Annotated in this window: 12 protein-coding genes; 4 read left to right on the top strand and 8 right to left on the bottom strand. The window is 36.1% G+C overall.

Going from position 1 to position 14,129, the window contains the following annotated elements:
• Positions 1-83: 83 nt before the first annotated feature.
• A complete protein-coding gene (locus tag GQ46_RS12925; RefSeq protein ID WP_044402751.1) occupies positions 84-1,634 on the bottom strand; it encodes a hypothetical protein in 1,551 nt (516 codons plus the stop codon).
• Positions 1,635-1,781: 147 nt separating this feature from the next.
• Here GQ46_RS12925 and GQ46_RS12920 point away from each other — a divergent pair, with 147 nt between their 5' ends.
• The 4 genes from GQ46_RS12920 (at position 1,782) to leuB (ending at position 6,549) form a co-directional block, all read left to right on the top strand.
• On the top strand, positions 1,782-2,957 hold the full coding sequence (locus GQ46_RS12920; protein ID WP_082041762.1) for a 2-isopropylmalate synthase: 1,176 nt from the start codon (positions 1,782-1,784) through the stop codon (positions 2,955-2,957).
• Between the two features lie 105 nt (positions 2,958-3,062).
• Positions 3,063-4,445 carry a 3-isopropylmalate dehydratase large subunit gene (gene leuC / locus GQ46_RS12915; RefSeq protein ID WP_044402748.1) on the top strand — a complete coding sequence of 461 codons (1,383 nt, stop codon included), beginning with the start codon at positions 3,063-3,065 and terminating at the stop codon, positions 4,443-4,445.
• 189 nt (positions 4,446-4,634) lie between these two features.
• A complete protein-coding gene (gene leuD, locus GQ46_RS12910) occupies positions 4,635-5,225 on the top strand; it encodes a 3-isopropylmalate dehydratase small subunit (protein WP_044402745.1) in 591 nt (196 codons plus the stop codon).
• Positions 5,226-5,430: 205 nt separating this feature from the next.
• Complete coding sequence (leuB, locus tag GQ46_RS12905) at positions 5,431-6,549, top strand: 3-isopropylmalate dehydrogenase (protein WP_044402742.1); 1,119 nt, start codon at positions 5,431-5,433, stop codon at positions 6,547-6,549.
• 149 nt (positions 6,550-6,698) lie between these two features.
• Here the strand turns inward: leuB and GQ46_RS12900 are convergent, their stop codons facing one another.
• From GQ46_RS12900 to proC, 7 genes are all read right to left on the bottom strand, one after another.
• Positions 6,699-7,673: a S9 family peptidase gene (locus tag GQ46_RS12900; protein ID WP_044402739.1), complete on the bottom strand. Its 975-nt coding sequence runs from the start codon at positions 7,671-7,673 to the stop codon at positions 6,699-6,701.
• Between the two features lie 119 nt (positions 7,674-7,792).
• Entirely contained in the window at positions 7,793-9,067 is a 1,275-nt protein-coding gene (gene argH, locus GQ46_RS12895) for an argininosuccinate lyase (RefSeq protein WP_044402736.1), read from the bottom strand.
• Positions 9,068-9,163: 96 nt separating this feature from the next.
• Entirely contained in the window at positions 9,164-10,225 is a 1,062-nt protein-coding gene (locus GQ46_RS12890) for a M20 family metallo-hydrolase (protein WP_044402734.1), read from the bottom strand.
• The gene (gene argB, locus GQ46_RS12885) at positions 10,222-10,998 is read right to left on the bottom strand and encodes an acetylglutamate kinase (protein WP_044402732.1); all 777 of its coding nucleotides are present in this window, start codon (positions 10,996-10,998) and stop codon (positions 10,222-10,224) included. The genes GQ46_RS12890 and argB overlap by 4 nt, the downstream gene beginning before the upstream one ends.
• Positions 10,999-11,056: 58 nt before the next feature.
• Entirely contained in the window at positions 11,057-11,992 is a 936-nt protein-coding gene (locus GQ46_RS12880; RefSeq protein ID WP_044402729.1) for an N-acetylornithine carbamoyltransferase, read from the bottom strand.
• A gap of 39 nt (positions 11,993-12,031) precedes the next feature.
• The gene (locus GQ46_RS12875) at positions 12,032-13,192 is read right to left on the bottom strand and encodes an aspartate aminotransferase family protein (RefSeq protein WP_044402726.1); all 1,161 of its coding nucleotides are present in this window, start codon (positions 13,190-13,192) and stop codon (positions 12,032-12,034) included.
• Positions 13,193-13,287: 95 nt separating this feature from the next.
• The gene (gene proC, locus GQ46_RS12870) at positions 13,288-14,088 is read right to left on the bottom strand and encodes a pyrroline-5-carboxylate reductase (protein ID WP_044402723.1); all 801 of its coding nucleotides are present in this window, start codon (positions 14,086-14,088) and stop codon (positions 13,288-13,290) included.
• Between the last annotated feature and the right edge of the window lie 41 nt (positions 14,089-14,129).

The following is a 14,129-nucleotide window of genomic DNA, read 5'->3' as shown; positions in this document are numbered from 1 at the left end:
TAATTGAACTTTGTGAGTGCAAATATTGCATCACAAAAAGTTATTATCCAAATATTTTTTGATAAACTTTTCAAAATAAATAATTACCGACTAGCAAACTCGGCCAAATACTTCTCTCTAATTACTTGATTAACAGGCTTATTGTCAATCTTACTTTCCAACCATGAAATAACGTCTAAATATAAAAATGCACGTCCCTCAAACGGATGGTCTTCATAGACTTTTAATTTTTTATGCAGTTCTATGAATGCTTTTTTAAGATCCTGGGGATAAATATCTTGTAATCCTCTAATGAACTTTATCATTTCTTTTTGAACTTCATGAAGGTCATTCATTTTAATTAAAAAAGTATAGGTGCTTTTTAATAAAGTTTCTAAATGAAAATCTAAACTGGCTTCATAATGCGCCACTAAATTTAATACGCGAGAAAAACACAATAAATCTTCTCTAATGGTCAAGGTTTTATTTGAGATGATTTTATCTAAATACGTGATGGCCTTTTTATTATTTCCAGCACCAAAATGTAAACTGGCAAATTTATAATAAAAGGTCATTTCATGATGCTCGTCTATTCGGTTTTTATACTGAATTAAATTAGATTCGATCTTCGGGATTAAAGACAAGCCGTCTTCAAAGGAGCCATCAATAAAATGTATATTAATTTTATTCAAATTAATATACAAAAACGCTAAAGACTCTACATTTTCATCTTTTGGAAAGGTTTTATTTGCAACAATAGTTTCAAATTTATTTAGAAATTCTTCAAATTTAGTTCTGTTTTTTAGAAAAAATAACGCTTCTAATAAATAGTTATTTCCCTTTAAAAAGAACACAGGATTCAACTGAATCATATTTGGGTTATCATAAAATAAGCTCACCCATTTTAAGGCATATTTATAACAGTTCAAAAAATCCTGCATCAAAAAACTATACCACAAATGCGCTTTGTAAAGCCATAATTTTTCTCTAAATCCTAATTTCTGAATGTCGTACTTAGGAAGCTTATCTTCAAAATAGTCACTTATCCATTTACTTTCTTCCTCACTTCTTACATAACCTGTTCTTAAAAAAATACTATACAATTGTAGCGATAAGTTTGACAACTTACTGGTTATCACATTGGCTTCACTTAATGCTTTGGCTTGTGTGGTCAACTCATCTGCACGCGTACTAATACTTCTGGTAATGTATTGTGATTCGATAACTTTTTCCAGTTCTACAATTTCGTAGGCGAGGTTTTTTTCTTCGTTAATAATGGCAATCTCTTTTGCTTTATCAAGAATTTTTAAGCTTTGTTTATAGAGCCCTTTATGATATAAAATAGAAGCAAAATCCAGTTGTTCTCTAATTTGAGAACGCACGTTTTGATGTGATGGATTTAATTTCAAGCTAATTAAAATCTGCTTATACAAATGTGCTTTTACATTTGCTAATTGCTGCTTTTTAACATTGGTGGTCTTTAAAATAGCGGCCTCATCATACACACTCATTTTATCTAAAACATTAAAAACGCTTAGAAATTTGGAGTCGGCATTGACATCCAATCGTCCCACGTACAATTTAAATTGTCGCTTTTCAGATTTAGTCAAGGACTTAACCAATAAAAACAAATTATCTTTTTGATCTCTAGTCATCAATCGAAAATGAGGTTATATATCTGATTATCAAGTGTTTTGATCCACTTTATTTAGTTGAACATCGTAAGAAACAAAAAACGAGCGCTTCTAAACTTTCAACCAAAGTATAACTTAGTACTACAATACAAAAATAATTTTTACAAAATGTCGAAAGAACACATCCAAATATTTGATACAACCCTTCGTGATGGTGAACAGGTTCCTGGTTGTAAATTAAATACAGAGCAAAAAGTCGTCATCGCAAAACAACTTGATCTGTTGGGTGTAGATGTAATAGAAGCGGGTTTCCCCGTCTCTAGTCCAGGAGATTTTAAATCGGTAGAAGCCATTGCTAAAATAATGAAACATGCTACCGTTTGCGGACTAACACGTGCCGTGAAAAATGACATAAAAGTTGCTGCGGAAGCCCTTCGATTTGCAAAAAAACCTAGAATACATACTGGAATTGGCACTTCAGACTCACATATTAAATTCAAATTCAAATCGAATAAAGAAGACATCATCAAACGTGCTTATGATGCTGTGGCTTATGCAAAATCTTTTGTCGAGGACGTAGAATTTTATGCCGAAGATGCTGGACGTACAGACAATGAATATCTTGCTCGCGTATGCGAAGCCGCTATAAAAGCTGGTGCTACGGTTTTAAATATTCCAGACACTACTGGTTATTGCTTACCCAGTGAATACGGTGCAAAAATGAAGTACCTCATGGAAAACGTGAAAGGTATAGAGAAAGCGATTTTATCCTGTCATTGCCATAACGATTTAGGTTTGGCCACCGCTAATTCTATTGAAGGTGTTATTAATGGTGCCCGACAAATTGAATGTACGATTAATGGTATTGGTGAACGTGCCGGTAATACGGCTTTAGAAGAAGTGGTTATGGTACTAAAGCAACACCCTTATTTGGATTTAGAAACGAATATAAATACCCAAATGCTTTATGGCTTAAGCCAATTAGTGAGTGAAAGTATGGCCATTTATACACAGCCAAATAAAGCTATTGTTGGTGCAAACGCGTTTGCTCATAGTTCTGGAATTCATCAAGATGGTATGATTAAAAATCGTGACACATATGAAATCATAAATCCAAAAGATGTAGGCGTTACAGACTCTGCAATAGTATTAACGGCGCGAAGCGGAAGAGCTGCTTTAGCCTACCGTGCAAAAAATGTAGGTTATGAATTAACCAAATTGCAATTAGATGATGTCTACGCGAATTTCCTTTATTTTGCTGATAAGAAAAAGGAAATTAACGATAATGATATTCATCAAATTATTGAGACGAGTACGGTTTACAGAGAAATTATTTCTGCATAAAAACTAAGATTACTCCTCTGAAATTCAAGAGAAAAATATAAGATTCCCGCACTCTTCCGTAAACTTCGGGATTGGGCTCGAGAGCAATAAAAAAAAATAAACAAATTGAAAAAAACACTTTTTGATAAAGTTTGGGATGCGCACGTAGTAGATACTATTGATAATGGTCCGCAAGTGCTTTATATAGATAAGCACTTAATTCACGAGGTGACAAGTCCGCAAGCTTTTAATGAATTAGAACAACGTCACATTCCTGTCTTTCGTCCTAATCAAATTGTGGCTACTGCAGACCACAATACGCCTACACAAGATCAACATTTACCAGTTAAAGATGCGCTGTCCAGAAACCAACTGAGGCAACTTTCTGAAAACTGCAAAAAAAATAATATTACCTTATACGAATTAGGTCATAAATACAATGGCATCGTTCACGTTATGGCTCCTGAATTAGGCATCACCCAACCAGGGATGACTATTGTTTGTGGTGACTCACACACCTCAACACACGGGGCTTTTGGCAGCATTGCTTTTGGTATTGGAACGAGTCAAGTCGCTCAAGTTTTTGCCAGCCAATGTTTATTATTATCAAAACCGAAAAGTTTGAGAGTATCGGTTAATGGTAAATTAAAGAACGGGGTTTTACCTAAAGATGTCATTCTTTATATTATAGCAAAATTAGGTACCAATGCAGGTACAGGCTATTTCTGCGAATATGCCGGAGAGGTGTTTGAAAACATGTCGATGGAAGGCAGAATGACCGTTTGTAATATGAGTATTGAAATGGGAGCACGTGGTGGCATGATAGCACCAGATAAAACTACTTATGAGTATGTAAAAGATCGAAAATTCGCTCCTAAAGGTGCTGCTTTCGATAAAAAAGTAGCCTATTGGAAAACCTTGCCAACTGATGAAGGTGCGACTTTTGATCAGGAATACAGCTTTGATGCTGAAGCTATCGAACCTATGGTAACGTATGGCACCAATCCAGGGATGGGTATAAAAATAACTGAAAATATTCCGACTTTAAATGATGCCTCTTTTGAAAAATCTTTAGCGTATATGGATTTCAAGAAAGGAGAATCTTTAATTGACAAACCTATTAATTTTGTGTTTATAGGCAGTTGTACTAATTCAAGAATCGAAGATTTTAGAGTCGCTGCCAACTACGTTAAAGGCAAACAAAAAGCTAACAACGTAACGGCTTGGTTAGTACCAGGAAGCAAACAAGTGGAAGCTCAAATTATTGAAGAGGGGTTGAAAGACATTTTTGATGCCGCTGGTTTTGAATTACGCCAACCAGGGTGTAGTGCTTGTTTAGCGATGAATGATGATAAAATTCCGCAAGGAGAATATTGCGTGTCAACATCTAATAGAAATTTTGAAGGACGTCAAGGTCAAGGGTCTCGTACTATTTTAGCGAGTCCGTTGGTGGCTGCTGCTACTGCAGTTGAAGGCAGGATTGTAGATATCATGAAACAATTAAATTAAGATGCGGATTCCCACTTTCGCAGGCATGATAAAAACGAATAAATGTCACACTGAGCTTGTCGAAGTGAATGTCACACTAAGCTTGTCGAAGTGAATGTCACACTGAGCTCGCCTGTATTGAGCGCAGTCGAAGTATATTTAAAAATTGAAGTATAATCAAACAGATTCCCACTGTGACGGGAACAAAGAATGGAAAAATTTACAACATTACAATCAAGAGCTATCCCATTAGCCATTGAAAACATCGATACAGATCAAATTATCCCTGCGCGCTTTTTAAAAGCAACAGATCGAAAAGGTTTTGGCGATAACCTTTTTAGAGATTGGCGTTATGATAAGGATGGCTCTGAAAACGAAAATTTTACTTTAAATAACCCGAAATACTCAGGCCGTATTTTAGTCGCTGGCGATAATTTTGGTTGCGGTTCTAGTAGAGAACATGCGGCTTGGGCTTTGAGTGATTTTGGCTTTAAAGTGATTGTGTCTAGTTTTTTTGCAGATATTTTTAAAGGCAATGCCCTAAATAATGGCTTGTTGCCTGTTCAGGTGTCACCAGAGTTCTTGAAGGTATTATTAGCCGAAGTAACAGAAAAACCAGACACTATTTTAGAGGTGAATTTGGAAGCACAGACCCTTTCTGTTAAGGGCACTTCTTTTAAAGAAACCTTCGATATTGATGCTTACAAGAAAACCTGTATGATCAATGGGTATGATGATATTGACTATTTATTAAGTAAAAAAGACAGCATTACTGCTTTTGAAAAAAAACGGAGTTATTAGTCTGCAGGAAAGATTAAGTCTGGAACATCAAGATTGCAGTGCCTTGAAAAGAGCGCCTGTGAAAAGCACCACTTTACGTGATCCTATTTCAGAAACTTCGGGATTAAAAACCTGACAGACAAGCGTAAAAGGTCATACAAAAAAGAATTAAAATATAAACTAAAAAAGATTCCCACTGTCGTGGGAATGACAAAAGAGATTACCTATGAAATTAAATATAGCTGTTTTATCAGGAGATGGCATTGGTCCAGAAGTCACTGACCAGGCCATAAAAGTATTAAAAGCGATTGCTTTAGAATTTGACCACGCTTTTTTATTTAAAGAGGCGTTAGTTGGCGCGGTTGCTATTGACGCACATAATAATCCGTTACCAGATGCTACATTAGATTTATGTAAATCGAGTGATGCCATTTTGTTTGGTGCCATTGGCGACCCAAAATATGACAATAATCCAAGTGCTTTGGTACGACCTGAACAAGGTTTGTTGAAATTACGAAAAGAATTAGGCCTATTTGCAAACATAAGACCTGTAAGGGCTTACGATACGCTTTTAGATAAATCGCCGCTAAAAGCAGAGATTATTGCCGATACAGATATTAGTATTTATAGGGAGTTAACAGGAGGTATTTATTTTGGTGAAAAGAAGTTAAGCGATGATGGCAATACGGCTTCCGATTTATGCGAATATTCGCGTTACGAAATAGAGCGTATAGCTCACTTGGCTTTTAAAGCAGCGCAAACACGACGCCATAAAGTCACTTTAGTAGACAAAGCAAACGTACTAGAAACGTCGCGTTTGTGGCGTAAAGTGGTTACTGAGTTAAAAAGTGAGTATCCAGATGTTGCACTCGACTTTTTATTTGTAGATAACGCAGCCATGCAAATGATTTTAAACCCAAGACAGTTTGATGTTATATTAACTGAAAACTTATTTGGTGATGTTATTAGTGACGAAGCGAGTGTGATTGGTGGCTCGATTGGCCTATTGGCCTCGGCATCGGTTGGAGACAAATATGCGCTATTTGAACCTATTCATGGGTCTTACCCGCAAGCAACAGGAAAAGGCATAGCTAATCCTATCGCTTCTATATTAAGTGCTGCCATGTTATTAGAACATTTTGAATTGCATGATGAAGCAGAAATGATAAGAACTGGTGTGGAAAAATCGTTAAAATTAAATATTACCACTCCCGATTTAAACAGCATTTATGACAATGTAACAACCTCAAAAGTCGGTGATTTTATTGCTGATTTTATTAGTAACCCAAATGATACGAGTATTAATTTTAGTAATATTCATTTAGGACAATCTACAATTATTTGATACTAGTCTATTGTATAAAAAAAGCACCTCTAGGCGAGGTGCTTTTTATTAACGTTATTGGGTCTTCATGTAGTGCCCCTATTTGAACGATAAGGGTATCATTTTAACACATAAATAGTATTTCAAACTCACATGCTTTCGGTTTTTATTTACTTTCCGTGATATTCCATATTTGGTAAAACTGCATCTGCCTTCAAAAATCTATCAAACCAGCTAATCACATCTTCATTCACCTCTTCTTTATATTCAGTAATTCCATGATCTCCCCCGTCAAAAATTGTTAGCCGATAGGGAATTCTATATTTCTCAAACTCAAAAGCCAATTTCAAAGAATTGGTGGACTTCACTCTCCAATCAGCATTACCATGAAGCACTAAAATTGGGGTGTTTTTCGGGAATTGATCAACCCATTTTATCGCAGATCTTTTTTCTAATTCAACAATTTTATTTTCTTTGTAATTGGGAATTAATTCTGCGTATACACCGCTTTCCATTTTCGGGCGATCTATAACTGTCAAGTCAGAAAGACCGCCGCCAACAACAGCTGCTTTAATTTTATTGGTTTTAGTGAGTGCTATATAGGTCATCATCCCTCCTCGACTCCAGCCATACATTCCAATATTATTGGTGTCTGCACCGTCTATTTCCTTAAGCACCTCTGTTAAAATGACAACATCGTTTACATCTTTACCACCAAACTCCTCTTGACCTTCACTGCCTCCATTACCTCTGTACTGACTGGCAATAACAACATAACCTTCTTTCGCAATTTGTCCCAAGGTGAGTATGCCATGAGCGATTTTAAGAGCACCAAAATCCCGGTTTCCTCCCCTATTATATATTACACATGGGTAATTTCCTTCTTTCTTTGGTTTCACCAATAATCCATTTACTTTGAGACCATCACTTAAATAAGTGATGCTATAAACTTCTATACTATCTATATATTTAAGCTGTTCTTTCCACTGAACTGCACCTCCAATATTTTCTGTTAATCTTGAATAAATAGGCGTTTCTGAAAAATTGGATATTAGTTTTTTCTTGATAAGAAGATTTGAATCTTGCGCTAGACCAGTTGAAAAGGTTAATATTGATATGAGAAATACGATAACTTGGTTTTTCATAAATAGCTTGGTTTTTTAAAATGGTTGTACTCTATGTTATTAAGACGACGCCGTTGCTGTTTTGTTACAAACCCCCTAACATGAACACTGAAAATCACAAAATGTCAATTCCAATTAAACTAAAGAGGAAACTTGGCTCTTATCTCCTCCAAACACAAATTACCAATACTACCAACATGGGTGTGTTGCTTTGAGGTATCTGGTGTGTACGTTCCTTTTTGGACCTCGCTTCCAATTTTTTGATACGCTTCTCTAAAAGACATCCCTTGCGCTACCAATGTATTAATATTATCCACAGTAAACAGATATTGATATTTGGCATCGTGTAAATCAATGTCATTGACTTCCACTTGCTGTATGGCGTAATTAAAAATCTCTAAAAGGTCTTTGACATCTTCAATCGCAGCAATCATGTTTTCTTTTAATAATTGATAATCTCTATGATAACCACTGGGCAGGTTATTGGTTATCAAAACCATTTCTGTGTGAAGCGCTTGAATTTTATTTGCCTTGCCACGAATCAATTCAAAAACATCGGGATTCTTTTTATGTGGCATGATACTACTGCCTGTCGTCAATTGATCTGGGAAAGAAATAAATCCAAAATTCTGACTGTTATACAAACAAATATCCATGGCAAAACGCGCCAGTGTATTACATAAACTCCCTAAAGCTAAAGCAATCGTTCGCTCGCTTTTTCCACGACTCATTTGCGCCGCCACCACATTATATTTTAAGGTTGAAAAGCCCAATTCCTGAGTAGTGAATGCTCTATCAATAGGAAATGAGCTACCATACCCCGCAGCTGAACCTAAGGGGTTTTGATCTACCGTTTTTAATGCTGCGTCTAGTAAATAGACATCGTCAATTAATACTTCGGCATAAGCGGAAAACCACAATCCAAAAGACGAGGGCATCGCGACTTGTAAATGTGTGTATCCAGGAAGCAAGCTCCCTTTATGCGTTTCGGCTAAATCTAAAAGGGTCTCAAAAAACGTCTTTGTTTTGTTCTGAATCTCCCTTAAACTGTCTTTGTAAAATAATTGAAGCGCCACTAAAACCTGATCGTTTCTCGAGCGTGCAGTATGAATTTTTTTACCCACTTCTCCCAAGGCTTTAGTCAGTTCGAATTCAATCTTTGAATGTACATCTTCAAATTGAGCCTCGATTTTAAACGTACGCGCTATAATTTGCTTTCCCAAGACCTCCAAGCCTTTTTCTAATTGCAACACTTCTTCTTTGGTTAATATTCCTATTTTATGCAACATTTTAGCATGCGCTAATGAGGCTTGCACATCGTATTTTGCAATATGTAAATCGATTTCCCTATCGTTACCCACAGTAAATTGTTCTATTTTTTTATCGATACTAATACCTTTGTCCCAAAGTTTCATCTTTTTCTTTTTTTTGTTTTTCCCGTGAAGGCGGGAATCTCTTTTAAATCTTACTTGTTTTTATGGATTCCTACTTTCGCAGGAATGACTAAACGTTTACAATACTTTTTCTAACAATTCAACATATATTTTTATACCTTCTTCAATCTCATGGATATAAATAAATTCATCTGCCGAATGTGAACGCGTGCTGTCGCCTGGTCCTAATTTTAAAGACGGACAACTCAAACAGGCCTGATCTGATAAGGTTGGTGAACCGTAAGTACTTCGCCCCATTTCCATTCCAGCAACTACTAAGGGATGCGCTATAGGAATAGACGATGCGTTCAGTTTCAAACTTCTTGGTATTATACTATGACAAGGCGCTTCTTTTTGAAGAATATTTACAATCTCTTGATTGGTATACCTATCATTCACACGCACATCAATCACTAGTTTCACTTCTGAAGGCACTGCATTATGTTGCTTACCCGCATTAATTTGAGTAACAGTGAGTTTAACCTCACCTAAGGTTTGAGATGTTTTTTCAAAGACATAGTCTTTAAACCATTGCAAAACAGTAATGGTATTATAAATGGCATTGTCCGTATTGGGATGTGCTGCATGACTTGGCGTGCCTTTTACTTCAGCATCCAAAACCACTAAACCTTTTTCAGCGATTGCTAAATGCATTAATGTGGGCTCTCCAACGATAGCCACATCAATTTTTGGAAGGAGGGACAACATACTATTCAATCCATAATCACCACTACTCTCTTCTTCTGCTGAAGCCACAATAACTAAATTGAACTTCAAATTTTTACGTGAATAGAAATGTGTAAATGTAGCCATTAGTGACACCAAGCAACCACCAGCGTCGTTGCTTCCTAAACCATAAAGTTTCCCGTCTTCAATAAGCGCTTTAAAAGGTGCTTTAGTATACCCATTATTTGGTTTTACGGTGTCGTGATGTGAGTTTAGAAGCAGCGTTGGTTTTGATGCCTCAAAATATTTATTGGTAGCCCAAACATTATTAACTGTTCTTTGACACGGAATATCATGCTCCTGAAACCAGTGTTCAATAAGCGTAGCTGTTTCAGCTTCTTCCGAAGAAAAAGACGGCGTTTCTATAAGCTGTTTTAATAAATTAATCGCTTGTGTGGTTAGTCTTTCTATCATTTTTGAATGGTTGTGTATTTTATTTGCGTATTAAAAAGCATGTCTGTTTTACCAATACAAACTTTGTTGACTTTGTGTTTAATAGCATGAAAACAATTGTTTAATTTTGGCAACATGCCCTCTGAAATACTATCAGTATCTATTAAATTTTGATAGGTTTTAACATCTATATTTTCAATCACAGAATCATCATTATTTACATCCAATAAAACCCCGTTTTTCTCGAAACAGTAATACAATTCTGTTTTATATTTTGACGCAAAACCTATCGCTAATTCTGAAGCAATGGTATCTGCATTCGTATTTAATAGCTGCCCATTCCCGTCATGTGTAATCGCACAAAAAACAGGTGTTGTATTCGTTTTAAGAAGTACTTCTAATAATGCTGTATTCACTTTTTTTACATCTCCGGCAAAACCATAATCAATGGTGTTAACGGCTCTTTTTTCTGAAACAATCGTGTTGCCATCTGCTCCAGTAAAACCCATAGCATTGCAATGATATGCTTGTAATTTAGCGACTATATTTTTATTGATTTTACCAGCATATACCATTGTAATAATATCTAAAGTTGCTTGATTTGTAATGCGTCTGCCTTCAATGACATTCACTTCAACCCCCATTTGTTCTGCCAGTTTTGTTGCCAGTTTCCCACCACCATGAACCAGAATTTTGGGTGCTTTTAAGCTTGCAAAACCCTTTAGAAATTGATTTAAAGCATTGTCATCATCGATGATATTGCCGCCTATTTTTATAACTTTTAGTGTTGTCATTGTTCTGTTCTTATAGCCTTAAAAGCTTTTTAAAACCTATTAAGGCTCCAATACTCGTTTATAAACCCTCTAAAATTTGTTTCAGTACCATCTGCGCTGCAAACGTTCGGTTATTCGCTTGCTCAATTACTACAGAATTCTTACTATCCAAGACTGCATCTTCAACGACTACATTTCGTCTTACTGGCAAGCAATGCATGAATTTCGCCTGACCTAATTTGGCCTGAGTCATCATCCAATTTGGATCCTGACTTAAAATTTTTCCGTAGTTATTATAACTACTCCAATTTTTAACATAAACAAAATCAGCTCCTTTTAAAGCGTCTTCCTGATTATAATTAATGCTTACTTCTTTTGTGATTTCAGGATTTAGCGCATACCCTTTTGGATGCGTAATCGTCAAATCGACTTCCAGATGTTGCATCATTTCTACAAAAGAGTTGGCAACGGCTTGCGGCAATGCTTTTGGGTGTGGCGCCCAGGACAGCACGACTTTAGCCCTCTTTTTTTCTGTTAATTCTGAAATCGTAATAGCATCCGCCAAAGCCTGTAAAGGATGCGCTGTAGCACTTTCCATATTTACAATGGGTACTGTTGCGTATTTCACGAAACTATTTAAGACTACTTCAGATTCATCTTTTTGCTTATCCGTCAACCCTGGAAATGCTCTTACAGCAATAATGTCTGCATATTGCGAAATCACCTGCGCTGCTTCTTTAATATGTTCCGAGGTATTCCCATTCATAATCGTTCCATCTCCAAACTCTAGTTGCCACGCCTCATTAACGTTTAGTACCATAACCGCCATTCCTAAATTTTTCGCCGCTTTTTCTGTACTTAGCCGTGTACGTAAACTGGCATTAAAGAATAGCATCACTAAGGTTTTATTTTTTCCTAAGTCTGAGTATTCAAAAGGATTCATTTTTAATAAAATGGCTTCTTTAATAGTTTCTGTAACGTTCGATAGGTCTTTTATTTCAGTGTATTTTTTCATGGAAAATTAAATTTTATTCGGCGTTCTTTATTTGAAAACTTACAAGGTTTTAAAACCTTCTAGACTAGTAAAAATGGCAAGTTCTTTCTCTAATGCTTCAAAAAACACATCTAGGTGGCTTTTTTTAATGGTTAATGGCGGAAGAATTCTAATTAAATTAGGATTTTTAGCATTTCCGGTAAATATGTGATGCGTATTAATGAGTGTTTTTCGTAATTGAGCAATAGGAAAATCAAATTCCAATCCCAACATCAACCCACGTCCTTTAACACGTTTTAAATTGGGTAATCCTTTCGCTTTTTCAATAAAATAGGCAGACATTTCTTTAGCATTTTGCATCAGATTCTCTTCCTCCAAAACTTCTAAAACAGCTAATGAGGCAATACAAGCCAAATGATTTCCACCAAAAGTGGTGCCTAGCAAACCAAAAGACGCTTCGATTGCAGGATGAATTAAAATCCCTCCAACGGGGAAGCCATTACCCATACCTTTTGCTATGGAAATAATATCTGGTGACAAGTTATGTTTTTGAAAGGCAAAAAAATCGCCTGTTCTACCAAAGCCAGATTGTACCTCATCTGCAATTAAAATGGTCTTGTACTGTTTGCAAAGTTTTTCTAAACCTTGATAAAAATCGGTTGTGCTTTCGTCTAATCCGCCAACACCTTGAATGCATTCAATAATCACTGCACAGGTTTTGTTTTCTTTTAAGATGCTTTCAACTGAAATTAAATCTCCTAAGGCTACAAAATCTACCGTTTGCTGAGCATTGATTGGCGCCACAATTTTAGCGTTATCAGTAGCCGCTACTGCTGCTGAAGTTCTCCCGTGAAATGCATTTTTAAAGGCGAGCACTTTATGCTTTCCATTGTGAAAAGATGCCAATTTCAAAGCATTTTCATTCGCTTCTGCCCCAGAACTGCATAAAAACAACTGGTAGTCTTTACAACCGGAAACGGCTTCTATCCTGTCTGCTAATGCGACCTGTAACGGATTTTGAATGGCATTACTATAAAAGCCTATTTTAGACACTTGATTAGAAATAGCAGTAACATATTTTGGGTGTGAATGCCCGATAGAAATTACGGCATGACCGCCGTATAAATCTAAGTATTCAGTATTGTTTTCATCATACACATAAACATCTTTTGCACTTATGGGTGTGATATCAAACAGTGGATAAACATTAAATAAACTCATATTTTAATTTTTAATCCTGCAAGGTCTCAAAAGCCTTGTAGGTGTTTTAAATGTAAAATCAGATCTTTCAGGATATAGAAAATCGTTTAACTCGGTTAAATTTGTTCCTTTTTAATGGTACTAATTTTATTGAAAGACGCCACCATGCCTTGAATTAAAGAAGAGCTGAGTCCTTTATGTTCCATTTCGTTTAAACCTTCAATAGTACAGCCTTTTGGCGTTGTTACTCTATCTATTTCCTGTTCTGGATGATTGCCATTTGCTATCAATAAATGTGCAGCTCCTTCACTAGTATACATGGCTAATTCCTGCGCTTCTTTAGCATCGAATCCCAATTGAATTGCGGCTTGTGTGGTGGCACGAATAAGTCGCATCCAAAAGGCAATTCCGCTGGCACAAACCACTGTCGCTGCTTGCATTTGAGATTCTGGGATAGCCAACGTGTGGCCGAGCCTATTAAAAATCGCTTCGGCTACTTTTATTCGTTTAGCGCCTTGTAGATTACTACACAAACAGGTCATGGATTTTCCAACCGCAATCGCCGTATTTGGCATGGCTCTAATGATAAACCGATGGGCTCCTACAAGCGCTTCAATTTTAGGAATTGTAAATCCTGTGATGGTTGAAATAATAATATGGTTTTCATTTAAATGAGGCGCAATAGCCTTTAAAACCAATTCAAAATGGGCAGGTTGCACTGCGAAAATCAAAATATCTGATTTTTGAACAGCCTCTAAGTTATCTGTAGTTAATATTACATTTTTATAACCCTCAAATTCTGCAATGGATTCTAAATTTCTTTTGGTTAGCACCAACGTTGTAATCGAATTGTTGGTAATTAATCCTTTCGCTATGGATTTACCTAAGTTCCCTGTTCCTATAATAGCTATTTTCATTTGTTCTTTTTTATTCTAGACTTGTCAGGCCTGAGTATTAG

This window comes from Lacinutrix sp. Hel_I_90 (assembly GCF_000934685.1).
Taxonomy (GTDB): domain Bacteria; phylum Bacteroidota; class Bacteroidia; order Flavobacteriales; family Flavobacteriaceae; genus Lacinutrix.
The sequence above is the reverse complement of the archived record's forward strand: the minus strand, read 5'-3'. Positions and strand labels throughout refer to the sequence as shown.

Excerpts from the sequence above, each read along its gene's own strand:
- GQ46_RS12925 (WP_044402751.1), bottom strand. The coding sequence starts at position 1,634 with ATGACTAGAGATCAAAAAGATAATTTGTTTTTATTGGTTAAGTCCTTG.
- GQ46_RS12920 (WP_082041762.1), top strand. The coding sequence starts at position 1,782 with ATGTCGAAAGAACACATCCAAATATTTGATACAACCCTTCGTGATGGT.
- leuD (WP_044402745.1), top strand. The coding sequence starts at position 4,635 with ATGGAAAAATTTACAACATTACAATCAAGAGCTATCCCATTAGCCATT.
- leuB (WP_044402742.1), top strand. The coding sequence starts at position 5,431 with ATGAAATTAAATATAGCTGTTTTATCAGGAGATGGCATTGGTCCAGAA.
- GQ46_RS12900 (WP_044402739.1), bottom strand. The coding sequence starts at position 7,673 with ATGAAAAACCAAGTTATCGTATTTCTCATATCAATATTAACCTTTTCA.
- argH (WP_044402736.1), bottom strand. The coding sequence starts at position 9,067 with ATGAAACTTTGGGACAAAGGTATTAGTATCGATAAAAAAATAGAACAA.
- GQ46_RS12890 (WP_044402734.1), bottom strand. The coding sequence starts at position 10,225 with ATGATAGAAAGACTAACCACACAAGCGATTAATTTATTAAAACAGCTT.
- argB (WP_044402732.1), bottom strand. The coding sequence starts at position 10,998 with ATGACAACACTAAAAGTTATAAAAATAGGCGGCAATATCATCGATGAT.
- GQ46_RS12880 (WP_044402729.1), bottom strand. The coding sequence starts at position 11,992 with ATGAAAAAATACACTGAAATAAAAGACCTATCGAACGTTACAGAAACT.
- GQ46_RS12875 (WP_044402726.1), bottom strand. The coding sequence starts at position 13,192 with ATGAGTTTATTTAATGTTTATCCACTGTTTGATATCACACCCATAAGT.
- proC (WP_044402723.1), bottom strand. The coding sequence starts at position 14,088 with ATGAAAATAGCTATTATAGGAACAGGGAACTTAGGTAAATCCATAGCG.